General features: G+C 58.9%; 20 protein-coding genes and 1 pseudogene. 6 read left to right on the top strand and 15 right to left on the bottom strand.

Annotated elements, in window-relative coordinates:
- Positions 1 to 12: 12 nt before the first annotated feature.
- The 4 genes and pseudogenes from AB7M26_RS29725 to plsB form a co-directional block, all read right to left on the bottom strand.
- Positions 13 to 702: a DUF4197 domain-containing protein gene (locus AB7M26_RS29725; protein WP_429377966.1), complete on the bottom strand. Its 690-nt coding sequence runs from the start codon at positions 700 to 702 to the stop codon at positions 13 to 15.
- A gap of 27 nt (positions 703 to 729) precedes the next feature.
- Positions 730 to 927: pseudogene (locus AB7M26_RS29720) on the bottom strand (YbaY family lipoprotein); the annotation flags it as partial.
- A gap of 92 nt (positions 928 to 1,019) precedes the next feature.
- A complete protein-coding gene (locus tag AB7M26_RS29715) occupies positions 1,020 to 1,622 on the bottom strand; it encodes a hypothetical protein (RefSeq protein ID WP_123498139.1) in 603 nt (200 codons plus the stop codon).
- 114 nt (positions 1,623 to 1,736) lie between these two features.
- Complete coding sequence (gene plsB, locus AB7M26_RS29710; protein WP_429387374.1) at positions 1,737 to 4,220, bottom strand: glycerol-3-phosphate 1-O-acyltransferase PlsB; 2,484 nt, start codon at positions 4,218 to 4,220, stop codon at positions 1,737 to 1,739.
- Between the two features lie 166 nt (positions 4,221 to 4,386).
- Between plsB and AB7M26_RS29705 the strand changes: the two genes are divergently transcribed.
- The 3 genes from AB7M26_RS29705 to AB7M26_RS29695 all read left to right on the top strand — a co-directional run bounded on the left by AB7M26_RS29705 (position 4,387) and on the right by AB7M26_RS29695 (position 9,037).
- The gene (locus AB7M26_RS29705) at positions 4,387 to 4,596 is read left to right on the top strand and encodes a cold shock domain-containing protein (protein ID WP_123498143.1); all 210 of its coding nucleotides are present in this window, start codon (positions 4,387 to 4,389) and stop codon (positions 4,594 to 4,596) included.
- 340 nt (positions 4,597 to 4,936) lie between these two features.
- Entirely contained in the window at positions 4,937 to 6,772 is a 1,836-nt protein-coding gene (locus AB7M26_RS29700; protein WP_429387371.1) for a hypothetical protein, read from the top strand.
- 351 nt (positions 6,773 to 7,123) lie between these two features.
- Positions 7,124 to 9,037, top strand: coding sequence for a hypothetical protein (locus AB7M26_RS29695; protein WP_429387368.1), 1,914 nt, complete (start codon positions 7,124 to 7,126; stop codon positions 9,035 to 9,037).
- A gap of 47 nt (positions 9,038 to 9,084) precedes the next feature.
- Here AB7M26_RS29695 and AB7M26_RS29690 read toward each other — a convergent pair whose 3' ends face one another.
- The 4 genes from AB7M26_RS29690 to AB7M26_RS29675 form a co-directional block, all read right to left on the bottom strand.
- Positions 9,085 to 9,462 carry a hypothetical protein gene (locus tag AB7M26_RS29690; RefSeq protein WP_123501135.1) on the bottom strand — a complete coding sequence of 126 codons (378 nt, stop codon included), beginning with the start codon at positions 9,460 to 9,462 and terminating at the stop codon, positions 9,085 to 9,087.
- A gap of 75 nt (positions 9,463 to 9,537) precedes the next feature.
- On the bottom strand, positions 9,538 to 10,347 hold the full coding sequence (locus AB7M26_RS29685; protein ID WP_429377960.1) for a putative RNA methyltransferase: 810 nt from the start codon (positions 10,345 to 10,347) through the stop codon (positions 9,538 to 9,540).
- A complete protein-coding gene (gene dapE, locus AB7M26_RS29680) occupies positions 10,347 to 11,498 on the bottom strand; it encodes a succinyl-diaminopimelate desuccinylase (protein WP_427625707.1) in 1,152 nt (383 codons plus the stop codon). The genes AB7M26_RS29685 and dapE overlap by 1 nt, the downstream gene beginning before the upstream one ends.
- A 211-nt stretch (positions 11,499 to 11,709) precedes the next feature.
- On the bottom strand, positions 11,710 to 14,301 hold the full coding sequence (locus AB7M26_RS29675) for a glycosyltransferase (RefSeq protein WP_123501143.1): 2,592 nt from the start codon (positions 14,299 to 14,301) through the stop codon (positions 11,710 to 11,712).
- Between the two features lie 281 nt (positions 14,302 to 14,582).
- Here AB7M26_RS29675 and tcdA point away from each other — a divergent pair, with 281 nt between their 5' ends.
- Positions 14,583 to 15,407: a tRNA cyclic N6-threonylcarbamoyladenosine(37) synthase TcdA gene (gene tcdA / locus AB7M26_RS29670; RefSeq protein ID WP_048393757.1), complete on the top strand. Its 825-nt coding sequence runs from the start codon at positions 14,583 to 14,585 to the stop codon at positions 15,405 to 15,407.
- Positions 15,408 to 15,486: 79 nt separating this feature from the next.
- Here the strand turns inward: tcdA and AB7M26_RS29665 are convergent, their stop codons facing one another.
- The 7 genes from AB7M26_RS29665 to map form a co-directional block, all read right to left on the bottom strand.
- Positions 15,487 to 15,894, bottom strand: a complete 408-nt coding sequence (locus AB7M26_RS29665; RefSeq protein ID WP_429377955.1) for a SufE family protein — start codon at positions 15,892 to 15,894, stop codon at positions 15,487 to 15,489.
- Entirely contained in the window at positions 15,891 to 17,096 is a 1,206-nt protein-coding gene (locus AB7M26_RS29660) for an aminotransferase class V-fold PLP-dependent enzyme (protein ID WP_123501147.1), read from the bottom strand. Before AB7M26_RS29660 ends, AB7M26_RS29665 begins: the two co-directional genes overlap by 4 nt.
- 142 nt (positions 17,097 to 17,238) lie before the next feature.
- Entirely contained in the window at positions 17,239 to 18,273 is a 1,035-nt protein-coding gene (gene dapD, locus AB7M26_RS29655) for a 2,3,4,5-tetrahydropyridine-2,6-dicarboxylate N-succinyltransferase (protein ID WP_123501148.1), read from the bottom strand.
- A 33-nt stretch (positions 18,274 to 18,306) separates the two neighbouring features.
- On the bottom strand, positions 18,307 to 18,669 hold the full coding sequence (locus AB7M26_RS29650; RefSeq protein WP_007907995.1) for an ArsC family reductase: 363 nt from the start codon (positions 18,667 to 18,669) through the stop codon (positions 18,307 to 18,309).
- Between the two features lie 257 nt (positions 18,670 to 18,926).
- The gene (dapC, locus tag AB7M26_RS29645; protein WP_123501150.1) at positions 18,927 to 20,126 is read right to left on the bottom strand and encodes a succinyldiaminopimelate transaminase; all 1,200 of its coding nucleotides are present in this window, start codon (positions 20,124 to 20,126) and stop codon (positions 18,927 to 18,929) included.
- 127 nt (positions 20,127 to 20,253) lie between these two features.
- The gene (locus AB7M26_RS29640) at positions 20,254 to 22,956 is read right to left on the bottom strand and encodes a [protein-PII] uridylyltransferase (protein ID WP_123501152.1); all 2,703 of its coding nucleotides are present in this window, start codon (positions 22,954 to 22,956) and stop codon (positions 20,254 to 20,256) included.
- A 45-nt stretch (positions 22,957 to 23,001) separates the two neighbouring features.
- Positions 23,002 to 23,784 (bottom strand): type I methionyl aminopeptidase, encoded by a 783-nt coding sequence (gene map / locus AB7M26_RS29635; RefSeq protein WP_095631674.1) that lies wholly within the window; start codon positions 23,782 to 23,784, stop codon positions 23,002 to 23,004.
- 373 nt (positions 23,785 to 24,157) lie between these two features.
- On the opposite strand from map, the gene rpsB reads away from it, so the two are divergent.
- Together rpsB and tsf are read left to right on the top strand one after the other, a co-directional pair.
- A complete protein-coding gene (gene rpsB, locus AB7M26_RS29630) occupies positions 24,158 to 24,895 on the top strand; it encodes a 30S ribosomal protein S2 (RefSeq protein ID WP_007907989.1) in 738 nt (245 codons plus the stop codon).
- A gap of 192 nt (positions 24,896 to 25,087) precedes the next feature.
- Positions 25,088 to 25,951 carry a translation elongation factor Ts gene (tsf, locus tag AB7M26_RS29625; protein ID WP_123501154.1) on the top strand — a complete coding sequence of 288 codons (864 nt, stop codon included), beginning with the start codon at positions 25,088 to 25,090 and terminating at the stop codon, positions 25,949 to 25,951.
- Positions 25,952 to 25,974 lie beyond the last annotated feature (23 nt).

The following is a 25,974-nucleotide window of genomic DNA, read 5'->3' as shown; positions in this document are numbered from 1 at the left end:
TGGAGTTGAGGCTTAGAGCGTACCAAACACCTTCTTCGCCAAACTGGTCGCCGCCGCCGCAGGGTTCTGGCGAATGGTTTCTTCCTGCTTGCCGATCATCTCGAACAAACCGTTCAACGCCTGCTCGGTCACGTAGCTTTCGATGTTGGCGTTTTTCGCATCCAGCGCGCCCAGGGTCGCCGCTTGCCCGGCGAACGAGTTGTATTGCTGGGCCAGGCCGACCTGGTCGGTGGCTTGTTTGACGATTGGCAGGAATTTGGTGCGGATCTGCTCGCGGCTGGTTTTGCTCAGGTACTGAGTCGCCGAGTCCTTGCCGCCGCCGAGAATCCCCTTGGCATCCTCCACGGTCATCTTCTTCACCGCATCCACCAGAATCGGCTGAGCCTGCGTCACGGCCGCCTCAGCCGCTTTGTTCATGCTGGTTTCCAGTTGATCGACCTGATCGCCCATGCCGAACTGTTTCATTTTCTTGGCGACCTTACCCAGCTTGCCCGGCAGTTCGATTTTCACGTCCGGGTTGTTGCTGAAGCCGCCGGGTGTGCCGAGTTGTTTAACGGCCAGTTGCGCGCCTTGGGTCAGGGCGTCCTTTAGACCGCCGGTGGCATCTTGTTGCGACAGGTCATTGAGCGACAAGGCCAGGGCGTTGGCGCAGATCATTAAGCCTGCGCACAGGCCGGCGAAGCGAAGAGTAGGGCGGAGCATGGCGGCTTCCTTGTTCAAAATAGAGAATTAGCGGGCGGCGTCGACGCGGATTTTCAGTGGCTGCGGATCGCTGCCATCCAGCTGCACGGCATGATGTTCGGTGGTGATGAACATCAGTTCGCCATTCACTTCGATCCGTGCGCTAACCGAATAACGATGGCCCGGTTTGACCTGCGCTGGATCGTAACTCAGATGAAACGGCAGCGGCACCTGGCCTTTGACCCTGTCGTTGGCGCTCGAAGTAGACGAACGCCAACGGCAATTTAACGGATTTTTCCGGTGATTTCGCCCCATGAATCTTTTGACAAGCGCTTTTTTCAGGTTTTACTAAAGGGTTTCAATACAACTGATCCTGGAGATACCGCAATTGAATTGCGGTATTCATTTTCAGTGGCTGTCAGCGTATAGCGTTTACCTGGTACGACAGTGTCTGGATCGTATTCCAGGTAAAACGCTTCCGCCATTTTTTCGCTGATATGTATTTGCATCAATTGTGCAGCGGTATTGTCGTGTTCGTGGGCAACAACGGTTACTGCGTGTTCAGGTTGAACCGCTTGAGGCTCCTGTGCCTGGAGGTAGAGGCGGCCGATAGGGCTAAGGTGCAGGATTTGTCGGTGCGGCGCACGATGGACGATCACGAAGTAGTCCAGGTCAATCAGCAGTGGAACGCCGTTGTGGGTCATGCTGACGGTGACAAGGTATTTAACGCTGACATCGGAATAGTTGTGTGCAAATGAAAAGTTCCAGCGCCCACTACGCAGTACGGGGTCACGGGATTGCGCCACTTTGATGGGGGTGGAAGAGTTCGCGGTATGAACACTTATATAAGTTTCGCCTTCGCCACCGCTGGGCGGCAGAAAGTCTTCAGGCAAACTAAAGGTGAGCGTTACGTATGGGTTAATATTTTCTAATGGGTTCATCGCGATATCCGTATCGGGATTAGTTGTAGAGGACCTCTATTAATTCATAACTTGGTGGTTATAAGAACGTCCTTGTTCTTGTAATCATTGTCAGAAAGTTACAGGTAGCCTCAACTAAACTTGATCCGCCGCATCTTCACTGCGATGCAGCGCCACCTGACGGATCGACAAACGAATCTCCGCCGGCAATACCCGTTTGGCCGCACCTTCGGCCAGTTCGCCGAGCAGTTTGTGATAGCTCAACTTGCCGGCTTCGTCGCGGCGCAGCACGTCAAGGTCCAGCATTGTCTGGATGAAGTGACGGAACAGGCTCTTGTCGAAGAACTCCGGGGCGTTCAGGCCGTGGAGGATCGACAGGCGCTGGGCCATGACCGTGCACAGATCTTCCAGTTCTTCGGCACTGATGTTGTTCTGGCCGCTGTTGAGCAGCAAGGAAACAGTCATGTAGAAGCGCTGCAAGGTCTGGGCGATGCTTTTTGATAACAGTGTCAGCAGCACGAAATGCCGCGAGCTCGGTGCCGGACGCAGGTACACGTCGTTCTCGAAACGCAGCAGGCCTTGCTCGACGAAGGCTTCGAGCCATTGATCGACCACGCCATCGAGTTCGTCCAGCGTCCAGCGTATGAACAGCTCCGATTGCAGGTACGGATACAGTGCGCGGGTGTAGCGCAGGATTTGCTCGCGGCTCATGCGCGAGGTGCTCTGGAAGAAACTCGCCAGCAACGACGGCAACGCGAAGATGTGCAGCACGTTGTTGCGGTAGTAGGTCATCAGGACGGCGTTTTGTTCGTCCAGGTACAGAATCTTGCCCAGCGCATCGCTTTGCTCGGACAGCAGGTCCATGTCCTTCACGTGCTCGATCAGCGCCCGTCCGTCACCTTCCGGCAGGGTGGTGTGCGAGGAGTAGGGAACCTTGCGCAACAGCGCCAGATACAGATCAAGCACCCGCGCCATGGCGCGATCGTCCAGGGCCAGACGGCTGGTGGACAGCAACGCCAGGGCCACCAGATTCACCGGGTTGATCGCCGCCGCTTCATTCAAATGCCGGGCGACTTTCTCGCCGAGGCGGTTGGTGGTTTCGTTGAGCCAGGCCGGTTTGAACTGCGGACCGAGTTCCTGTTGGCGCCAGTCTGGCTGTTCGCTGTCGAGGAACTCCGCCAGTTTGATCGGTTCGCCAAAGTTGACCGCGACCTGACCGAAGCGTTGTTTGAGCGCGCCGATGACTTTGAAAATGTCGAAGATCGATTCTTTCTTCTTGCTCGCGCCACGCAATTCGCCGAGGTAGGTGCGGCCTTCCAGCACGCGCTCATAGCCGATGTACACCGGCACGAAGACGATCGGCATGCGTGACGAACGCAGGAAGCTGCGCAGAGTGATCGCGAGCATCCCGGTTTTCGGTTGCAGCATGCGCCCGGTGCGCGAACGGCCGCCCTCGACGAAGTACTCGACCGGGAAGCCTTTGGTAAACAGGGTGTGCAGGTATTCGTTGAACACCGAGGTGTAGAGGGGGTTGCCCTTGAAGGTGCGGCGCATGAAGAACGCCCCGCCACGGCGCAGCAGGCTGCCGATGACTGGCATGTTGAGGTTGATCCCGGCGGCAATGTGCGGCGGGGTCAGGCCGTTGCGAAACAGCAGATACGAGAGCAGCAAATAGTCGATGTGGCTGCGGTGGCACGGCACGTAGATCACTTCGTGACCCTGGGCGACTTTCTGCACACCGTCGATGTGGTTGACCTTGATCCCGTCGTAGATCTTGTTCCAGAACCAGCTCAGCACCACTTCCAGAAAGCGGATCGCGGTGTAGGTGTAGTCCGAGGCGATCTCGTTGCCATAGCGCAAGGCCTGGGCCTTGGCTTTTTCCGGCGAGATGTTCTCGCGTTCGGCTTCGTCGAGGATCGCCTGTTTGACCGAGGGCTGATTGAGCAGGCCTTTGACCAGATTACGGCGGTGGGAAATGTCCGGGCCGATCACCGCGGCTTTCAGGTTGCGAAAGTGCACCCGCAGAATCCGCTGGGCCATGCGCACGGTGCGCTCGTGGCCTTTGTTGTGATCGATCAGTTCACGCAAATGAATCGGCGCCGAGAACTGCACCCGGGTTTTGCGCCCCAGAATCATGATGCTCAGCAGCCGACGCAAACGCCCGGTAACCGCCCAGCTGTCGGCGAACAGCAGTTTCCACGGGCTCGATTCGCTGTCCGGCGACTGGCCCCAGAACACGCTCACCGGAATGATCTGTGCGTCTTCAGCGGCGTTCTGGCTCAGGGCGCTGACCAGACGGGTCAGGGTCGGTGGCGCACCGCGTTTGTCCTGACGGCCGAGCCAGTCGGGCTCCGGCGTCAGGTAAAAGAACGCGGCGGGTTCTATCAACGCGCCCACCGATACCGGCAACACCGGGCGGGGCAGGCCGGCCTTGCCGCATTCGGTATCGACCACGGCGAGGTCGGTCAGTGAAGGATTTTGCAGGACGTAGAACACCGGCCGGCTGCGGTCGAGGTTAAGGGTGAACGATGACTGATTGATCGTCTCCGAGCGAACCCAGAGGTACAGCAGTCGGCGCAGGGTGCCAAACACAAGACGGCGGAACGGGGAACGGGTCATACGGCTTCTGCGTGAGTTGATAAAACCGAGCAAACGCTCGGGCGGCCGATAGTGTGCCGTATTCGCCGAAAATCGGCAAAAAAGCGCCTAAGTAAACTTGAGTTGAGAGTTTTCGCGGCTGTCATATACTCGGCCGTTCAAAATAAAAACAAGGGGGTAACTAGATATGGCTACGCGCGAAACCGGCAATGTGAAGTGGTTCAACGACGCCAAGGGCTATGGCTTCATTCAGCGTGAGGACGGGGTGGATGTGTTCGTGCACTACCGCGCTATCCGCGGCGAAGGTCATCGCTCGCTGACGGAAGGTCAGCAGGTTGAGTATGCGGTGGTGAGCGGGGAGAAGGGCTTGCAGGCAGAAGACGTTGTAGGGTTGTAAACCTCAAGATCAAAAGATCGCAGCCTTCGGCAGCTCCTACAGGGCTTTGTGTACACCTGTAGGAGCTGCCGAAGGCTGCGATCTTTTTTGTGAGCGAGTAAAACCTGAAAGCAATGCTGTATGAATGGCCACCTGTCAGTTTTGACAGTGGACGGTTTTTTCCCTCACGCCTACCCTCGCGAAATACGATCCCTGGAGTCAGATCTTTCAGGGCTTTGCTCCATTCGAGAGGAAAGCGGTCATGTGGAAAAGTATTTCGATTTTGTTGGTCTTGGGTGTTGCTGGATGCGCGGTGCAATCCACTTCCACACATGTCCCGCCCGCATCCTCCATCCGAGCAATGACAGCCCTGTCATCACCGCAACAGGATGATGTTCAGAGTATTTCCGCCGCGCAGTCGTCGGTATTCAAGGTGGTCGAAGCGCCAGCCGGCGAGTTGAACGCCGATACCCTCGGTACCGAGGCCAATGTGCAGGTCAGTTACCCGAGCCTGGCGATCCGCGATACCGTCGGCGTGCGCCTGACAGGCGTGGCACTGCGTGATGCGCCAATCCAGACCGTGTCCACCGTGGGCACGCTGACGTTCAAGTTGCCCAAGGCGTGGGTGACTGAAAACAAGGGGCGTACGGTCACTCTGACTTACACCTATAAGGTGGGCGGTGCGGGCAGTCTGATCACCTCGTCGCCGTTGAGCATCCATGTGGTGGGCGCTCAGGGCCTGAATGTGTTCAAGGTGGTCGAAGCGCCAGCCGGCGAGTTGAACGCCGATACCCTCGGTACCGAGGCCAATGTGCAGGTCAGTTACCCGAGCCTGGCGATCCGCGATACCGTCGGCGTGCGCCTGACAGGCGTGGCACTGCGTGATGCGCCAATCCAGACCGTGTCCACCGTGGGCACGCTGACGTTCAAGTTGCCCAAGGCGTGGGTGACTGAAAACAAGGGGCGTACGGTCACTCTGACTTACACCTATAAGGTGGGCGGTGCGGGCAGTCTGATCACCTCGTCGCCGTTGAGCATCCATGTGGTGGGCGCTCAGGGCCTGAATGTGTTCAAGGTGGTCGAAGCGCCAGCCGGTGAGTTGAACGCCGATACCCTCGGCACCGAGGCCAACGTGCAGGTCAGTTACCCGAACCTGGCGCCAAGGGATACCGTCGGCGTGCGCCTGACCGGCGTGGCACTGCGTGATGCGCCGATCCAGACCGTATCCACCGTGGGCACACTGACGTTCAAGTTGCCCAAGGCGTGGGTGACTGAAAACAAGGGGCGTACGGTCAATCTGACTTACACCTATAAGGTGGGCGGTGCGGGCAGTCTGATCACCTCGTCACCGTTGTCCATCCGGGTTATTGGTGAAGTGCCTGTAGGAGATGGGCAACGTGTTGCCAATGACCTCAATGCGCAGTACGCCGATACGCGACAAAATTGTGGCAGTGCTTCGTTACCTGCCGCGCTGTGCTCGGGTGTCATATTGCGGGCGACGATTAACGGCACCGGCTATCGCGCCTGGAACCCCAGTCCACTCTCGCAGCAGAACGGTGGTGTTTCGTTTTTCTATTTGCGTAAAGATGCGCTCTTCAAAGCATTTCCTGCCAACTATCCAAACACCAGCGGTTTCGTCTTTTTTCCATCACAACAACGCCCGACGGGGAGTATGGAAATTCCGGTTCTATGCACTTTTCCAATAGACGGAGGCAGTGACATCAGGGCCGACCAGGGTTGTGGCGTATCCAGTAATTATCCAACCGTCAGTCGCTCTTGCGAGCAGCAGGGAATTACCACGGCAGCAGGATGGCTCACCCATTACAATCAAGGGCCGGCAGGATGGAAATACCAGCGTCAGTGTGGTTTCAACGTACGATCCAGCCAAGGAGCTCTGGCTGCAAATGCGTTTTATCAGGGGATACTAGCCATGAAGTTAATGGGAGCCGAGTCGTTCAACTCCTGGAATGAAATACGTCTGGCTACCTGGCCACAGAACATCCATACAACCATTCCGATCAAGGCGTTCTTTTATACGAGCAACGGCTTGGCGAACGCCCGATACAATCAGCAGGATTTTTACAAGTACTCGAGCAAGGCGATACCAATTATCAAACTGACGCTGCCCAGAACAACTGCCGAGTCCGCGCAGTTCGAATTCATAAAGGCTGATCAGGTCGTGGGCAACTGGAACTGAGGGCAGCGATTCCAGGTGCGGCTTGTAAACCTCAAGATCAAAAGATCGCAGCCTTCGGCAGCTGCTACAGGGGAATGCATTCCAACTGAGCTGCCGAAGGCTGCGATTTTTTGTTTTCAAGCGGTTTTCCAGGTGATCTCTTCTTCACCGTCGGCGCTGAGGTCATCCAGCGATCCGTTGTCTCCTCACCTTCCTTCTCAACCCACGTCGCGTAATTTCTCACCCTGATGCTGGACGTTTAGCCACCTGTCATATCTGACAGTAGATTGCTTTTTTTCACCAGCCTAATCTCAGGGAACATTATCTCTGAGCTCGCATTGGCGGGCGCAGAAACAGTCGGGAGTGATCGACATGTGGAGAATCATTGGCTTTTTGCTGGTGCTGACTGTGGCCGGGTGCAATTCGCAAGGCATCCCATCCGACCATGAACTGCCGACTTCCGACCCGGCAAAGACTTCGGTCATGACAATACCGGTGCAGGGCGGTAGCGAGGCACTCACTACCCAGCAAGCCACAGTGTTCAAGGTGGTTGAAGCACCTGCCGGTGAGTTGAATGCCGACACCCTGGGCGCCAATGCCACCGTGCAGGTGAGTTACCCGAGCCTGGCGATCCGCGATACCGTCGGTGTGCGCCTGACTGGTGTGGCGTTGCGTGATGCTCCGATTCAGACCATCTCTACGGTCGGCGTACTCACGTTCAACTTGCCCAAGGCGTGGATGACCGAGAACCTCAATCGCACGGTGACCTTGACCTATACCTACAAGGTGGGCGGCGCTGGCAATCTGATCACCTCGTCACCCTTGAGCATCCGTGTGACAGGCGCTCAGGGCCAGGCGGTGTTCAAGGTCGTCGAAGCACCATCCGGCGAGTTGAATGCCGACACCCTGGGCGCCAATGCCACCGTGCAGGTGAGTTACCCGAGCCTGGCGATCCGCGATACCGTCGGTGTGCGCCTGACTGGTGTGGCGTTGCGTGATGCGCCGATTCAGACCGTCTCTACGGTCGGCGTACTGACGTTCAACTTGCCCAAGGCGTGGATTACCGAGAACCTCAATCGCACGGTGACCTTGACCTATACCTACAAGGTGGGCGGCGCCGGCAATCTGATCACCTCGTCACCCTTGAGCATCCGTGTGACAGGCGCTCAGGGCCAGGCGGTGTTCAAGGTCGTCGAAGCACCATCCGGCGAGTTGAATGCCGACACCCTGGGCGCTAACGCCACCGTGCAGGTGAATTACCCGACACTGGCGATCCGCGATACCGTCGGTGTGCGCCTGACTGGTGTGGCGTTGCGTGATGCACCGATTCAGACCGTCTCTACGGTCGGCGTACTGACGTTCAACTTGCCCAAGGCGTGGATCACCGAGAACCTCAACCGCAGTGTCAACCTCACCTACACCTACAAGGTGAGCGGTGCGGGTAGCCTGATTACGTCGTCGCCGCTGGTGGTCAGGATTGTGGGTGCAACCGCCCCGACCGATGGACAGCGTGTGGCGAATGAGCTTAATGCGCAGTATTCCAACACCAGCAATACCTGTCCGGGTAATAAAGCTGCATATGAATGCAACGGAGTGCTGATCAGGGTAGTCGATGCCTCGCCCGCATTTCGCGCGTGGAATCCCAGTCCGGGCGCTGTGAGGCTGGGAGGTGTTTCGTTCAGCTATATGCGGTCTGACCTGGGGATGAGTCGACTGCAGGAGGGGAGAAATCATGGGCTGATTCTCAAGCCAGCGCAGGCCTTCACCGAGAACGGCGGATACCCGCTTCAGGTGCTTTGTTCCTTTGCCTATGATGCGGGGACCAGCAATCGGTACTCGAGTGGGTGTGGTGACTCCTCGCAGTTTCCACAAACCAGCAGGCCCTGTGCTGCACAGGGCATCGTAACTGTTGCAGCCTGGCGCACGCATATGCAGGCTTATCCACCGACCAATGAAAGTCGCTATCTCCATCAGTGTGGCTTCGGTACCGACCAGTCCTCATTTGCCCTGAGCCTTTCTGCGAGGGACAACCCGATGGCCGAACACATTCGCTGGAGGCAAAACGAAATCGTGATCAAAACCTGGCCTCAGAACACCGGGACGCTCCCCATCAAAGCGTTCTTTTATCTCGACGGTTCGAATGGAAATGCGGGGCTTGAACAGGCGAAATTCATACAACGGGATTTCTACAAGATGACGGGCCGATCGATTCCGGTCATCCGGGTCGCACCCAACATGCCGGCAGCAAGCCTGTTCAGCTACAGAGCTGCGGACCAAGGTATTTAGAGGGCGGAAAAGGGCAGGTCGCCTGGACGGCCTGCCTGAATTGTTGCTTAAGCAGTTTTCCAGGTGATTTCTTCTTCACCATCGGCGCTGATACGCATCCAGCGATCGGCCGTCTCTTCACCTTCTTCCTCGACCCAGCTACCCGGTGCGCAACGCACTTCGACGTTCAGCGCCGCAAAGGCTGCGCGGGCGCAGGCGATGTCGTCTTCCCATGGGGTCTGGTCGCTGTCCAGGAACAGGCTGTTCCATTTGCCCACGGCTTTCGGCAACCAGGTGACCGGCACGCTACCGGCCTTGCATTTGTAGGTCTGACCTTTCTGAACCCAGTCGGTGCACGGGCCTAAAGCCGCGCCGAGCCAGGCCGCGATGGCCTTGTAGTCGACGTCGGCGTCTTTCAGGTAAATCTCGATATCGGGTTGGCGCATGGATGTCCTCACTGCGGTCTTGAAAAATCCATTCGCGGATTTAGCCGGCCTCAAGCTGTTGCTCGAGACCAAAAATTATTGAAGTACGAAGTAATCGTAGCGCATCGAAACAGTGACCTCGAACGGCTCGGCCTGTTCGATAACCGCCGCTCGGCGTTCGGCACTGGCGCGCCAGCCGTGGGGTGTCATGGCCAACAGGTTCGCGCGATCCTGACCACTGGCCAACGTCAGTTTGAACTCCAGGGTTTCGCTGTGCTGCAGCGCCATGCCTTCCGGCACCAGCGCCAAATGCTTGTCATCGGTGTACTCGCGCACTTCGTCGTACAGTCGCTCGCGCAATTCCATCAGATGGCCGCTGGTCGGCCCGACTTTCATCAAGCCGCCACCGCGACTGAGCAGGCGCTTGGCTTCTTCCCAGTCCAGCGGGCTGAACACGCTGGCGAGAAACTGGCAGCTGCCGGATGCCAGCGGTACTCGGGCCATGCTGGCGATCAACCAGGTCAGGGCAGGGTTGCGTTTGCAGGCGCGTTTAACCGCTTCCCGGGAAATGTCCAGCGCATAGCCATTGGCGTTGGGCAAGGCTTCGGCGATTTGCGCGGTGTAGTAACCCTCGCCACAACCGATGTCCAGCCAGCGCTGGGGCGCGTACTGCGCGGCCAGTTCCGCCAGACGCTTGGCCACCGGCGCGTAATGGCCGGCGTTCAAGAAGTCGCGACGGGCTTCGACCATCGCCAGGTTATCCCCAGGGTCGCGGCTGTTTTTGTGCTGCACCGGCAACAGGTTCAGGTAACCCTGCCGCGCACGGTCGAAACGATGCCCGGCGGGGCAAGCCACGCCGTTGTCCACCGCGTTCAGCGGTTCGCTGCAGATCGGACATGCGAGCATCAGGCGAGCAACTTGATCAGGGTCTGGTAGTAGATTTCGGTCAGCACGTCGAGATCGGCCGCCAGCACGCGCTCGTTGACCTGGTGGATCGTCGCGTTGACCGGGCCCAGTTCGACAACCTGAGTGCCCATGGTCGCGATGAAGCGCCCGTCGGAGGTGCCGCCGCTGGTGGAAGCTTGCGTTTCGCGACCGGTGATGTCCTTGATGCTAGCCGATACCGCGTCGAGCAGGGCGCCCGGTTCGGTGAGGAACGGCAGGCCGGACAGCGCCCAGTCGATGTGCCAGTCCAGGCCATGCTTGTCGAGAATATCGGCGACGCGCTTTTGCAGGCCTTCGACGGTGGACTCGGTGGAGAAGCGGAAGTTGAACACCGCCACCAGATCACCCGGGATCACGTTGGTCGCGCCGGTGCCGGAATTGACGTTGGAAATCTGGAAACTGGTCGGCGGGAAGAAATCGTTGCCGTGGTCCCAGTGTTCGGCGGCCAGTTCGGCCAGCGCCGGGGCAGCGAGGTGGATCGGGTTCTTCGCCAGGTGCGGATACGCCACGTGACCCTGCACGCCGCGCACGGTCAATTTGGCGCCGAGGGAGCCGCGACGGCCATTCTTGACCACGTCACCCACCAGGGTAGTGCTCGATGGTTCGCCGACGATGCACCAGTCCAGACGTTCCTTACGGGCGGCGAGGCGTTCGATCACAGCCTTGGTGCCGTGATGCGCCGGGCCTTCTTCGTCGCTGGTGATCAGGAAAGCGACCTTGCCCTTGTGATCCGGGTAGTCAGCGACGAAGCGCTCGGCTGCCACGGTCATGGAGGCCAGGCTGCCTTTCATGTCGGCCGCGCCACGGCCGCAGAGCATGCCGTGCTCATCGATCACCGCGTTGAACGGGTCGATCTGCCAGGCGGTTACCGGGCCGGTCGGGACCACGTCGGTGTGGCCGGCGAAGCACAGCACCGGGCCTTCGTGTTTACCGTGGGTCGCCCAGAAGTTATCCACCTCTTCGATGCGCATCGGTTCCAGCTTGAACCCGGCATCGCCCAGGCGCTGCATCATCTGCTTCTGGCAATCGGCGTCGACCGGCGTCACGGACGGACGGCGGATCAGGTCGATGGCAAGTTGAAGGGTCGGCGAAAGGTCGGCGTGGGCCGTCATGGAAAGCTCCGAAAACTGTAAATGTGGGAGCGAGCTTGCCCGCGATGAGGTCGGTACATTCAACATTGATGCTGATTGTCAGACCGCTATCGCGAACAGGCTCGCTCCCACAGGTATTGGGTCAGGCCATAAAGGCCAAGGCCTGCAAAATGGCGGTTATCTTAAAGCAAAACGGCGGCCATTGGCCGCCGTTTAGTGCATCTGTACTGATTTAGACAGCCGGTGCGGTCGTGGCTTCAGCCACCGGTTTGGGCAGCGACGACAGGAACGCCATGATCAGCGCCGCCAGGTACGGCAGCGACTGCACCAGCAACATGGTCACCCAGAAGCGCATGTCGTTGCTCGGCAGGCCCTGCACCAGGAAGATCCCCAGCGCTGCGCCCCACAACAGCAACATGATGAACACCTCTTCGCGCGCCTCCGAAATCGCCACCCAGAAGCCATGGTTATCGGCGTTTTTCGGGGTGCGGAAGAACGGAATGCTGCTGGTGAAGAAACCGTACAACACCGCTTTGGCGATGGTGTGCGACAACGCCAGCCCTGCCAATGCTGCGCAGAACGCATCCTTGAGGTCGACCCCGACCGCACGGCGGTACAGGAAGATGATCTTGCCGACCTTGAACACGAACAGCGCCAATGGCGGGATCGCGAAAATCAACAACGGCGGATCGACCCGTTGCGGCACGATGATCATCGCTGCCGACCACAACAGCGCGCCGACGGTGAAGAAGATGTTCATGCCGTCCGCCACCCACGGCAACCAGCCCGCGAGGAAGTGGTAACGCTGGCCACGGGTCAGTTCGGTGTCCTTGCCGCGCAGCAGGCTGGCGGTGTGACGCTTGATGATCTGAATCGCTCCGTAGGCCCAGCGGAAACGCTGTTTCTTGAAGTCGATGAAGGTATCGGGCATCAGGCCTTTGCCGTAGCTGTCGTGGTAATACGCCGCCGACAGGCCTTTTTCGAACACGCGCAGACCCAACTCGGCGTCTTCACAGATGCACCAGTCGGCCCAGCCCAGTTCCTCGAGCACCGAGCGCCGGGTCATGGTCATGGTGCCGTGCTGGATGATCGCGTCACGGTCGTTACGGGTGACCATGCCGATGTGGAAGAAGCCTTTGTATTCCGCGTAGCAGAGCTTCTTGAAGGTGCTTTCGTTCTGGTCGCGGTAATCCTGTGGCGACTGCACAACGGCAATTTTCGGATCGGCGAAATGCGGCACCATGTGCTTGAGCCAGTTCGGGTCGACGCAGTAGTCCGAGTCGATCACCGCAATCACTTCGGCATCCTTGGCGGTATGCGGAATCAGGTAATTCAGCGCGCCGCCCTTGAAGCCAGCCAACGGTGCCACGTGGAAGAACTTGAAGCGCGGACCGAGGGTTTCGCAATAATCGCGCACCGGTTCCCAGACCGCCGGGTCTTTGGTGTTGTTGTCGATGATCAGGACTTCGAAGTCCGGATAGTCGAGGTTGGCCAGGGCGTTGAGGGTCTGTTTGACCATCTCCGGCGGCTCGTTGTAGCAAGGCACGTGAATCGACACCTTCGGTCGGTAGTCCGAATCACCCACCACTGGCAGGAATTCACGCCGGCGTTTGTGGGTCCAGACCGCTTCGGCTAGTTCATGGGCCTCGGTCAGCAGAACGATAAACACCCCGAGTGCACCGAGGGCGAGCAGGAAGCCCACCGTCAGGCTGAACCAGGTGCTGTATTGCTGGCTGTAGTCATAACCGATCCACACCAATACCGAACCGCAGAGGAACGCGATAAAGGTCAGGAAGGTGCGGCCGCGTTGACGCAGGGCCGAGCCGTCGATCATCAGCAGGGTCAGCGACAGCAGAGCCAGCACTACCGAGCCGATAGCCAGCACGCGCCATTGCGGGATCGCGACGACCGGCCCTTCGAAGTTGAATTTCTGCTGGCGTGCGGCGTTGAATACGCCCCAATACGCGCCCACCGAACCTTCGTCGCTGGCTTTCCACGGTTGGTCGAACGCTTCGATCACGAAGTAGTTGAAACCTTGGCGGTTGAGCTTGTTGACCAGCGTGCGCAGGTAAATCGCCTGGTCCGCCGGCGACGCATCAGCGCCACCGCGCATGCGGCCGTTGCTCGGCCAGCCGACCTCGGAGAGCAGCAGCGGTTTTTTCGGGAACATCTTTTTCAGATCACGTGCGCGGTCAAGAACGAACTGACCGGCCTTGTCCACGGGAACGAACTCCCAGTAGGGCAGAACGTGAGCCGCGATCAGGTCGACGTGCTTGGCCAGGCTCGGGTTTTCTTCCCAGACGTGCCACTGTTCGGAGGTGGTGACCGGAACCTTTACGGCCGCGCGGACGCGATCCAGAATCAGGCTCAGCTCTGCTGCAGTGATTTCCTTACGAAAGATCGCCTCGTTACCGACAATCACGCGAACCACGCTGCGCGAGGTGTTGGCGATTTCGATGGCGCGGGTGATCTCGCGCTCGTTGCGCTCTTCATCCGGGCTGATCCAGATCCCCAGGGTCACCCGCAGGCCGAATTCTTCCGCCAGTTTGGGAATGTTCTCCAGCGTGCCGTCGACCGAGTAGGTCCGGATGTTGTCCGTCAGCTTGCTCATGATCTCCAGGTCGCGACGCATTTCATCGTCGGTCGGGTACTGGGCTTTTTGCGGGTACTGGCCTTGTTGAAACGGCGAGTACGAAAAGCCGGAGATCTGCTCAGGCCAGTTGGGGGCGGTGACGGGGCGATTGACCAGCGCCCAGAAACCGGTGAACAAGGCGGCGATTGCAAGAACCACGACCAGGTTGAGTCCAAATTTACGCGATGACATAGCTATTTCAGGTTCCAGGGGCTACTGAACGAAGGAACAGTCGGCGGCCGGCTGCCAAGGGGCGGGGCGCGCATCCTACACCGGGCGTTCACTGACCGTACAGCGGACAGGGAAATGCCGGACGTTGGGCAATCCAAGTCGACTTAAGTTCTTTGACCGGGGCGTTGTAGCCCAATTCCAATAAATTTGTAGGCAATTAAGGCAGTCAAGACCGCCGTTTATAGACCCAAAGATGCTCTTGGCCGCCGACGGCCCTATAATGCGCGCCGGTTTTTGGGGTAATGGTCATGAGTACAGAAGATCCGCGGTTTGCTGGCATCGCCCGCTTGTATGGCATCGAAGGCCTGGAGCGTTTGCGCGCGGCCCATGTGGCGATCGTCGGCGTCGGTGGCGTCGGTTCCTGGGCGGCGGAAGCTGTTGCCCGCTGTGGCGTGGGCGAGATTTCGCTGTTCGACCTGGATGACGTCTGCGTCAGCAACGTCAACCGTCAACTGCATGCGCTGGACAGCACCGTCGGCAAACCCAAGGTCGAGGTAATGGCCGAGCGCCTGCGCGGGATCAACCCGGATTGCACGGTGCATGCGGTGGCGGACTTCGTCACCCGTGAAACCATGGCCGAGTACATCACGCCGAACATCGACTGCGTGATCGACTGCATCGACAGCGTCAACGCCAAAGCGGCGCTGATCGCCTGGTGCAAACGTCGCAAGATTCAGATCATCACCACCGGCGGCGCGGGCGGGCAGATCGACCCGACACTGATTCAGGTCTGCGACCTGAACCGCACGTTCAACGATCCGCTGGCGTCGAAAGTGCGCTCCACGTTGCGCCGCGACTATGGCTTCTCCCGCACCGTGACCCGTCACTACAGCGTGCCCTGCGTGTTCTCCACCGAGCAACTGCGCTACCCGAAACCGGACGGCAGCATTTGCTTGCAGAAGAGTTTTGTCGGTGATGGCGTAAAGCTCGACTGCGCCGGCGGCTTTGGCGCGGTGATGATGGTGACGGCAACGTTCGGCATGGTCGCGGCGACCAAGGCTGTGGATAAGATTGTGGCCGGGGTTCGGCGCCCGGCGGATCGGGTCAAGTCTCAAGCTGAAACGTAAATCCGTGTAGGAGCTGCCGAAGGCTGCGATCTTTTGATCTTTAGCGTGAAGATCAAAAGATCGCAGCCTTCGGCAGCTCCTACACGTCGCTCAGGCTCCGCATCCGCTGTAGCACGGCGTTGAGGCCATTGCTACGGGACTGGGACAACTGGCGACCCAGCCCCAGCTGATTAAACCAATCCGCCAAATCCACCTGCTGCAACTCAGCGGCGGACACCCCGTTGACCCGTGCCAGCAGCAACGCCACCAAGCCGCGAATCAACCGTGCATCGCTGCTGGCGTTGAACTGCCAATGACCGTCCTGCAGCGCACCGACCAGCCACACCTGGCTCTCACAGCCATGCACGCGATTGGCCTCGACTTTATCCACATCGCTCAACGGCGGCAGACGGTCACCCCATTGCATCAGCAACCGCGCCCGCTGTTCCCAGCTCGCAGCCTGCTGAAAAGTATCCAGCGCGGTGACGGCATCGGCGGGCAAGGTCATCGCAACAACTCCAGAGCCTGATCCAGCGCTTCAAAAAAACGTTCAAGGTCTTCGGAGTCGTTGTACAACGCCAACGACACCCGAATCGCCCCGGCCAGTTCAAAGCTTTTGAGCAACGGCATGGCGCAATGATGACCGGCGCGAACGGCGATTCCCTGTTCGGTCAGCAAATGCGCCAGATCAGCGTTATGCACACCTTCGACGACAAAACTGGCCAGTGCCAGTTGCGGCTTGCCTAGCAGACGAATGCCGTTGCGCGCTTCAAGGCCTTTGAGCAAATAGTCATGCAGCGCCGCTTCATGGGCGGACACGGCGTCCTGATCCAGCCCGGCCAGATAATCCAGGGTCGCCCCCAGGCCAATCACGCTGGAAATCGGTGGCGTACCCGCCTCGAACCCCAGTGGCGCAGGACGAAAGCGTGCGTCGTGGTAGTTGGCATCCAGCACCATTTCGCCGCCGAACTGCCACGGGCGCAGTTGTTCGAGCGCTTTATGACGACCGAACAGCGCACCCAGGCCATCCGGGCCGTAGAGCTTGTGGCTGGAAAACACATAGAAGTCGCAACCCAGTGCCTGCACGTCATGTCGACCATGCACCACGCCTTGAGCGCCGTCGACCACGGTCAGCGCGTTGTACGCTTTGGCCATCGCCAGTAATGCGGGCAACGGCTGCCAGGCGCCGAGCACGTTGGACAGCTGACTGACCGCCAGCAGGCGGGTACGCGGGCCGATCAGGCGAGCGGCGGCTTCAAGGTCAATCAAACCGTCGGTATCCAGCGGCAGGATCGCCAGTTTCAAATCGCGACGGTGGGCCAGTTGCTGCCATGGCAACAGGTTGGCGTGATGCTCCAGAGCGCTGATGACAATTTCATCGCCCGGATTGAATACGTGTTCCAGGCCATAGGCCAAGAGGTTCAGCGCGGACGTCGCGCCGTGGGTAAAGATGATCTGCCCGCAATCGCCGGCGTTGAGCCATTGCGCGACTTTGTTGCGGCTGTCCTCGAACGCCTGGGTGGCATGGGCGCCGGGCAAGTGTTGCGCCCGATGCACGTTGGCCGCGCCGTTGGCGTAGTAATGCGCCAGGGCATCCAGCAGGGCTTGAGGTTTTTGCGTGGTGGCGGCGTTGTCCAGATAAGTCTGGTCTTGCCGTTGCAGGGCGGCGATGGCCGGGAAATCGGCGCGCCAGGGAGAGGGAATCATCATGCTATCGGGCCCTGCTAAACATGGGCGAGGTGTACGCCTGACCCTGTGGGAGCGGGCTTGCTCGCGAAGGCGTCCTTGAGGTCGCCAAAAGCTTCGCGAGCAAGCCCGCTCCCACAGTTGATCGGTTGGGTTGCTGCAGCAATCAGTTGTGAGCGTGCAGCGCTTCGTTCAATTCGATGGCCGATTTGTGGGTTTTGCACTCCACGGCGCCGGTCTCCGAATTGCGACGGAACAGCAGGTCAGGTTGACCGGCCAGTTCACGGGCTTTAACGACTTTGACCAGTTTGTTGTGCTCATCCAGCAGCGCAACCTTGGTGCCGGCCGTCACGTACAGGCCCGACTCAACAGTGTTGCGATCGCCCAACGGGATACCGATACCAGCGTTGGCGCCGATAAGGCAGCCTTCGCCGACCTTGATCACGATGTTGCCGCCACCCGACAGGGTGCCCATGGTCGAGCAACCGCCGCCCAGGTCCGAACCCTTGCCGACAAATACGCCAGCGGAAACGCGGCCTTCGATCATGCCCGGGCCTTCGGTGCCGGCGTTGAAGTTGACGAAACCTTCGTGCATGACGGTGGTGCCTTCGCCCACGTAAGCGCCCAGGCGAATACGTGCCGCGTCAGCGATACGCACGCCGGCCGGTACCACGTAGTCGGTCATTTTCGGGAACTTGTCCACCGAGAACACTTCCAGCAGCTCGCCGCGCAGACGGGCTTCCAGTTGATGCTCGGCCAGTTCGGCCAGGTCGATCGCGCCCTGGCTGGTCCAGGCCACGTTCGGCAGCAACGGGAAGATCCCGGCCAGGTTCAGGCCGTGGGGCTTGACCAGGCGATGGGACAGCAGATGCAGCTTGAGGTAAGCCTCAGGCGTGGAGCTCAGCTGTGCGTCTTCGGCCAGCAGCGTGGCGACCAGCGGCTTGTGGCTCTCGGCCAGACGGGTCAGCAGTGCCGCTTGTGCAGCGTCGACGCTTTTCAGCGCTTCGGCCAGTTGGGACGCCTGAGCGGTGCTGAAGGCGATGGCCTGATTGCCGTCGGTGTAGCCCAGAACCGGCGCAATGGCGGCGACCAGTTCGGCCGACGGGTTGAGCAGTGGCTGCGCGTAAAACACTTCCAGCCATGCGCCTTGACGGTTTTGAGTGCCGACACCAAAGGCCAGGCTGAACAGGGTAGTGGACATGTTGATACCTCTAACAAAATGGAACGGGCTGCCTTACTTGAGTGCGGCCGCGTAGATATCTGGCTTGAAGCCAATCAGGGTTCGGTCACCGAGATCGAGCACCGGGCGCTTGATCATCGAAGGTTGTGCGAGCATCAGTTCGATGGCTTTGCGCTGGTCGAGATCGGCTTTGCGTTCGTCGTCGAGCTTGCGAAAGGTCGTGCCTGCACGGTTCAGCACCACTTGCCAGCCGTGCTCGTCGCACCATTGGCTCAGGTGTTCACGGTCGATTCCGACCGTTTTGTAATCATGAAAGTCATAGCTGACAGCGTGTTCATCGAGCCAGGTGCGCGCCTTTTTCATGGTGTCGCAGGCTTTGATGCCGAAAAGGTGCAACGTTTTGCTTGAAGCGGTCAAGGAATTGCCCCCTTTGCAGGTGCTGAAAATAGAAGGTGACGGATTATGCCATGACCGGATGGTTTCGCGTCGGCTGTGGTCGGGTTGTCTTTTTGACCTGGCTATCAGAGGTTCCATGCGACATGAGTGCGCCGGTCAGACTTCAGTCTAAACAGCCAATATGGCACTTCAAATGGAGGCAACGATTACTGGAGCGGCGATTGCGTCTGAAGGCGCTACGGTGTAGCGCCCGGGATTTGTGCAGGAGCGAGGCTTTGTTACTTGCGGCGCTGTATGAAATCGCGAATGCGCTCGGCCGCTTCCACGCATTCAGCCAGCGGCGCTACCAGCGCCATGCGTATGCGCCCGGCGCCCGGGTTGACGCCATCGACATCGCGGGACAGGTAGGAGCCCGGTACCACGGTCACGTGTTCCTGTTCGAACAGATCGCGGCAGAACGCTGCGTCATCGCCAGCGACGTTCGGCCAGAGGTAGAAACCACCGTCCGGGCGCTGCACGTCCATCACCGGGCTGAGAATCTCCAGCACCGCATCGTATTTCTCGCGGTACAGCGCACGGTTGGCGCGTACATGCACTTCATCATTCCATGCGGCAACGCTGGCCAGTTGGGTCTGAACCGGCATCGCACAGCCGTGATAGGTGCGATACAGCAGAAAGCCTTTGAGAATATCGGCATCACCGGCCACGAAGCCCGAACGCAGGCCCGGCAGGTTGGAACGCTTGGACAGGCTGTGGAACACCACGCAACGCTTGAAGTCCTTGCGGCCCAGTTCGACGCATGCGCTGAGCAGGCCTGGCGGTGGGGTTTGTTCGTTGAAATACAGCTCGCTGTAGCACTCGTCTGCGGCGATCACGAAGTCGTATTCGTCAGCCAGGGCGATCAGCTTCTTCAGGGTGTCGACCGGAATCAGTGCACCGGTCGGGTTACCCGGCGAGCACAGGAACAGGATCTGGCAGCGTTTCCAGATGTCCGGCGAAACAGCGTCGAAATCCGGGTTGAAGCCATTTTCATCCAGGCACGGCAGGTAATGCGGCTTGGCGCCGGCGAGGAATGCCGCGCCTTCGTAGATTTGATAGAACGGGTTCGGGCTGACGACCAATGCGTCGTCACCACGGTTGACCACGGTCTGGGTGAACGCGAACAGCGCTTCGCGCGTGCCGTTGACCGGCAGCACATTGCGCGCCGGGTCGAGCCAGCCGTTCGGGACGCTGAAGCGGCGTTCGCACCAGGCGGCGATAGCTTCACGCAAGGCAGGGATGCCGAGGGTGGTCGGATACACGGCCATCTGATCCAGATTGCTTGCCAGGGCTTCAGCGACAAAAGCTGGCGAGCGGTGTTTCGGCTCGCCGATGGACAGCGCGATGGCGCGCTTTTCCGGGTTTGGCGTGACGCTGCCGAGCAGGGCGCGGAGCTTTTCGAACGGGTAGGGCTGCAACTGGTTCAGAGCGTTGTTCATGAGGGCCTCGTTCAATGTGGGAGGGCTGATGCGGTGCAGGGGGCTTGTTGTGGTGAGGCAACCCCCCCTCGCCACAACAAACCCCCTCTCCACAGGAAGTCCATTCCCACAGGGGGAAATTGTTGGTTCAGATACTGAATCGTGACAGTTTGATATCGGGTTCCTGGCTGACACTCAGCTGTTCGACGATGGCATCCTGCAAGCGGCTGCACAGCAACGGGTCGGACAGCGGCTGATTGTTCGCGTCGGTGATGAAGAACACGTCTTCCACGCGCTCGCCCAGGGTGGCGATCTTGGCGTTCTGCAGCGACAAGTCGAATTCCAGGAAGATCGTGCCGATCCGCGCCAGCAACCCCGGACGGTCGGGCGCACTGAGCTCCAGCACGGTCACCGGACGCTGAGCATCGTTGTGGATTGTGACCTGTGGCGCAAACGCAAAATGCTTGAGCTGGCGCGGCACCCGACGCTGGATGATAGTCGGGTAATTGTCCGGGTTGCGCAGGGCTTCGGTCAGGCCTTCGCGGATCTGCTTGACCCGCGCCGGGTTATCACCGATCGAGTCGCCATCGGTGTCGAGCACGATATAGGTATCGAGGGTGAACTGGCTGCTGGAGGTGATGACCCGGGCATCGTGAATGTTCAGGTTGAGCTGGTCCATCGCTGCCACGGTCACGGCGAAGAAGTCGTGCTGATCCGGTGCATAAATGAAGATCTGCGTACCGCCCTCGAACTCGCGCTGGGTGGTTTCCTTGATCAGCACCAGCGGGCCGCCGTCGGCCGGCTGCTGCAGAATCGCGTCAGTGTGCCAAGCTACGTCGCCGGCGGTGTGACGCAGGAAGTAGTCATCGCCCAATTGCGCCCAGAGCTGCTCGACATCGTCCGGATCGTTGCCGCCGCGTACGAGAATGTCCAGTGCCGCGCTCTGGGTCTGGCGGATCTGCTCTTCGCGATCCACCGGGTTTTCCAGACCACGACGCAAGGCGCGCTTGGTCTCGGTGTAGAGCTGGCGCAACAGGCTCGCGCGCCAGGAGTTCCACAGCGTCGGGTTGGTTGCGTTGATGTCGGCAACGGTCAGCACGTACAGATAATCGAGGCGGGTTTCATCGCCGACGGTCTGCGCGAAGTCGTGGATCACATGCGGGTCGGACAGGTCTTTGCGCTGGGCCGTGGTCGACATCATCAAATGGTTCTGCACCAGCCATACGATCAGACGGCTGTCCCAGATCGGCAACTGGTGGCGCTGGCAAAAAGCTTCGGCGTCCACGGCGCCAATTTCCGAGTGATCGCCATGCCGGCCCTTGCCGATGTCGTGATAAAGACCGGCCAGGTAAATCAGTTCGGGTTTGGGCAGTTTGGCCATGAGCTTGCTGGCCAACGGGAATTTTTCCGACACCTGGGTGTACTGCAGCTTACGCAGGTGCTTGATCAGGTTCAGGGTGTGCGCGTCGACCGTATAGATATGAAACAGGTCATGCTGCATCTGCCCGACAATGAAGCCGAACTCCGGCAGATAGCGCCCAAGGATGCCGTAACGGTTCATCCGTCGCAGATTGCGGTGGATGCCGATCTTGCACTTGAACAGCTCGATGAACAGGCTGGTATTACGAATATCGTTGCGGAAGTCGTCATCGATCAGATGACGATTCTCGCGCAGCAGACGGATGGTATCGGCGCGTACGCCTTTGATTTCCGGTTGCTGGGCCATCAGCACAAAGATCTCGAGCATGGCGAATGGCGTACGGCGGAACACGTTGTCGCTACGCGCCTCGATGTAGCCGTCGTGCAGCTGGAACCGCGAGTTGATCGGCTGTGGTGGTGCTTCGTCTTCGGGGGCCAGGATCACTTCTTCAAAGTGCTGGATGATCAGGTCGCTGAGCTGGGCAATACTCATGACTACCCGATAATACTGCTGCATGAAGTTTTCGATGGCTTGCTTGGCGTCGTTGCCTTCGAACCCCAATAGCCCGGCGATGGAACGCTGGTGGTCGAACAACAGGCGGTCTTCGGAGCGGCCGGCGAGCATGTGCAGGGCGTAACGTACCTTCCACAGAAACTCCTGGGACGAGGCCAGCAGGGCGTTTTCGCTCTCCACCAGGAAACCTTCGCCCGCCAAGGCCCGCAGGTTCAGGGTGCCGTATTCGCGACGGGCCACCCAGAGAATCGTCTGAATATCCCGAAGGCCACCGGGCGAGCCTTTGACGTTGGGTTCCAGGTTGTATTCGGTGTCGTTGTATTTGTGGTGACGGGCCTTTTGCTCGGCGCGCTTGGCCAGGAAGAACTCCTTGCTCGGCCACATGTGCGCGGTGCTGGTGACATCCAGCATGCGCTGGCGCAGGCGTTCGGGGCCGCAAATGGTGCGGCTTTCCATCAGATTGGTGACGACCGTCAGGTCGGCACGGGCCTCGACGGCGCATTCGTCCACCGAACGAACGCTCTGGCCGACTTCCAGGCCGATGTCCCACAGCAACGTCAGAAAACGTTCGATGGAATCCCGAAAAATTTCATGATCGGCGCTGTCCAGCAAAATCAGCAGATCGATGTCGGAGTAGGGGTGTAGTTCGCCGCGGCCGTAGCCGCCGACTGCCACCAGGGCGATATCGGCGTCTTCGCTCCAGTTAAACTGTTCCCAGGCTTGTTGCAGGATGTTGTCGACAAACCAGGCGCGATCCTCGATCAGCCGGCGAATGTCCCGGCCACTGCGGAACCGCTCGTCGAGCACCTCGCGGGCCTGACGGATCGCCTTCTTGAATGCAGCAATAGGGCTTGCCTTCAGGGCCAGTTCAGCCTGGAACTGGCCGCGGTCGAAGAGTTCGGGATCCACCTGCGGCATCGATTGGCTTTCCTTTCTATAAGGCTGGGAACGGAGCGGGCGGGATCAGGCCGAAACGCGCGCGATGGTATCGTCGCTGCGCAGGGTGAAGATCTCGTAGCCGGTTTCGGTCACCAGCAGGGTGTGCTCCCACTGCGCCGACAGCTTGCGATCCTTGGTGATAGCGGTCCAGCCGTCGCCCAACACCTTGGTATCGGCCTTGCCCTGGTTGATCATCGGCTCGATGGTGAAGGTCATGCCGGCTTTCAGTTCCATGCCGGTGCCGGCGCGGCCGTAGTGCAGGATTTGTGGTTCTTCGTGGAACACCTTGCCGATGCCGTGCCCGCAGAACTCGCGAACAACCGAGAAGCCGTTCTTTTCGGCGTGCTTCTGGATCACTTCACCGATATCGCCTAGGCGGCAGCCGGGTTTGACCAGTTCGATGGCCTTGTACATGCATTCCTGAGTCACCTGGGACAGACGTTCGGCCCAGACCGGCACGGTACCGACGTGGAACATGCGGCTGGTGTCGCCGTGGTAACCGTCCTTGATCACGGTGACGTCGATGTTCAGCGTGTCGCCATCCTTCAACGGTTTTTCGTTCGGGATGCCGTGGCAGACCACGTGGTTGATCGAGGTGCAGATCGACTTCGGGAAGCCCTTGTAGTTGAGCGGGGCAGGGATGGCTTTCTGCTCATTGACGATGTAGTCGTGGCAGATGCGGTCCAGTTCTTCGGTGGTGACACCCGGTTTGACATAATCGGCAATCATTTCCAGCACATCGGCGGCCAATTTGCCGGCGATCCGCATTTTTGCGATGTCCTCTGGGGTTTTGAGGGTGACGGTCATACAGGCTCTCTCTGCGCTCAATGGCGCCTTCTAAAACGAAATGGGCATTGCGTGAGCGATCTTCGCAGCCCTGAAAAACGCGATTCTACCAGACGATCAGCGCAAATCTGAGCCTCTGTGCATCGCTTCTCTCTATAGGATGGCGCATTCTGGGGAGATTCCAAGGCAGGGGCTAAAAGCATTCCTCAGGTTTTCAGAATCCGGGTTCCGTTTTTTTCTGCCTTGTGATATAAAATGCGCCGCTTTCCGGGGATACCCTGGGAAGCTTAAATCCACACACGTGTCGACACGATGACCTGGGTGCCTTCAGCTGATGCTGCTGGTTGGTCATTGGGATACGTGGAGGCCAAACCCGACTTATTAAGGAACTATCATGTCCCAAGTCAACATGCGCGATATGCTGAAGGCCGGTGTGCACTTCGGTCACCAGACCCGTTACTGGAACCCGAAAATGGGTAAGTACATTTTCGGCGCGCGTAACAAGATCCACATTATCAACCTTGAAAAAACCCTGCCAATGTTCAACGAAGCTCTGACTTTCGTAGAGCGTCTGGCCCAGGGCAAAAACAAGATTCTGTTCGTCGGCACCAAGCGTTCCGCTGGCAAGATCGTTGCTGAAGAAGCAGCACGTTGCGGTTCGCCGTACGTCGATCACCGCTGGTTGGGCGGCATGCTGACCAACTTCAAAACCATCCGTGCTTCCATCAAGCGTCTGCGTGACCTTGAAGTACAAGCCGAAGACGGTACGTTCGCCAAGCTGACCAAGAAAGAAGCGCTGATGCGCACTCGCGATCTTGAGAAGCTGGATCGTTCCCTGGGTGGTATCAAGGACATGGGCGGTCTGCCAGACGCTCTGTTCGTTATCGACGTTGATCACGAGCGCATCGCGATTACCGAAGCCAACAAGCTGGGCATCCCGGTTATCGGCGTAGTCGATACCAACAGCAGCCCGGAAGGCGTTGACTACATCATCCCAGGCAACGATGACGCAATCCGCGCTATCCAGCTGTACATGGGTTCGATGGCTGATGCTGTAATCCGCGGTCGCAACCACGTTGCTGGTGGTACCGAGCAGTTCGTTGAAGAAGCTCCGGCAGCTGCAGCTGAGTAATTGACGCCCTGGCGTTGACTCAGTAAGCAAAAAGGGGGCTTGGCCCCCTTTTTGCCACCTCGAAAACCATTTGTGAGCAGCGCAGCTACATCATCTGTAACGTGCAGCGGCTAACAAGGGTGGTTCGGGAAGAATTGAACGCCCGTTCGATCGGGTGGAATGGTTGAAAACCTATCCAAGAGGAATTTGAAAATGGCAGAGATTACTGCAGCGTTGGTCAAAGAACTGCGCGAGCGTACCGGCGAAGGCATGATGGACTGCAAAAAGGCCTTGACCAAGGCTGGCGGCGACATCGAAAAAGCCATTGATGACATGCGTGCTTCGGGCGCCATCAAGGCTGCCAAGAAAGCTGGCAACGTTGCCGCTGAAGGCGCGATCGCTCTTAAAGAAGACGGTAAATCCGCCGTTCTGCTGGAAGTGAACTCGCAGACCGACTTCCTGGCTCTGCAGGACGACTTCAAGGCATTTGTTGCTGCAAGCGTTGAAAAAGCGTTCGCTGACAAGCTGACTGAAGCTGCTCCGTTGATCGAAGCTCAAGAAGCTGATCGCCTGGTACTGGTCGGCAAGGTTGGCGAAAACGTCAACATCCGTCGTCTGGCGCGCGTTGAAGGTGACGTTGTTGGTGGTTACCTGCACGGCAACAAGATCGGTGTTGCAGTTGTCCTGAAAGGCGGCACTGTTGAATTGGCCAAGGACATCGCTATGCACGTAGCGGCGACCAACCCTGAATTCCTGCTGCCGTCGGAAGTTTCCGCTGAAGCGATTGAGCGTGAGAAGGGCGTGTTCCTGACTCTCAACGCTGACAAGATCGCCGGCAAGCCGGAAAACATCGTTGAAAACATGGTCAAAGGCCGTATCAGCAAGTTCCTGGCCGAAGCCAGCCTGGTTGAGCAGGCGTTCGTCAAGAACCCTGAAATCAAAGTTGGCGAGCTGGCCAAGAAAGCCGGTGCTGAAATCGTTTCCTTCACCTACTTCAAAGTAGGCGAAGGCATCGAGAAGCCGGTCGACAACTTCGCTGAAGAAGTGGCTGCCCAACTGGCTGCTGCCAAGCAATAAGACGGTTTTTTAACTGTCGCCCT

It is taken from the genome of Pseudomonas sp. F-14 TE3482 (assembly GCF_053629455.1).
The sequence above is the reverse complement of the archived record's forward strand: the minus strand, read 5'-3'. Positions and strand labels throughout refer to the sequence as shown.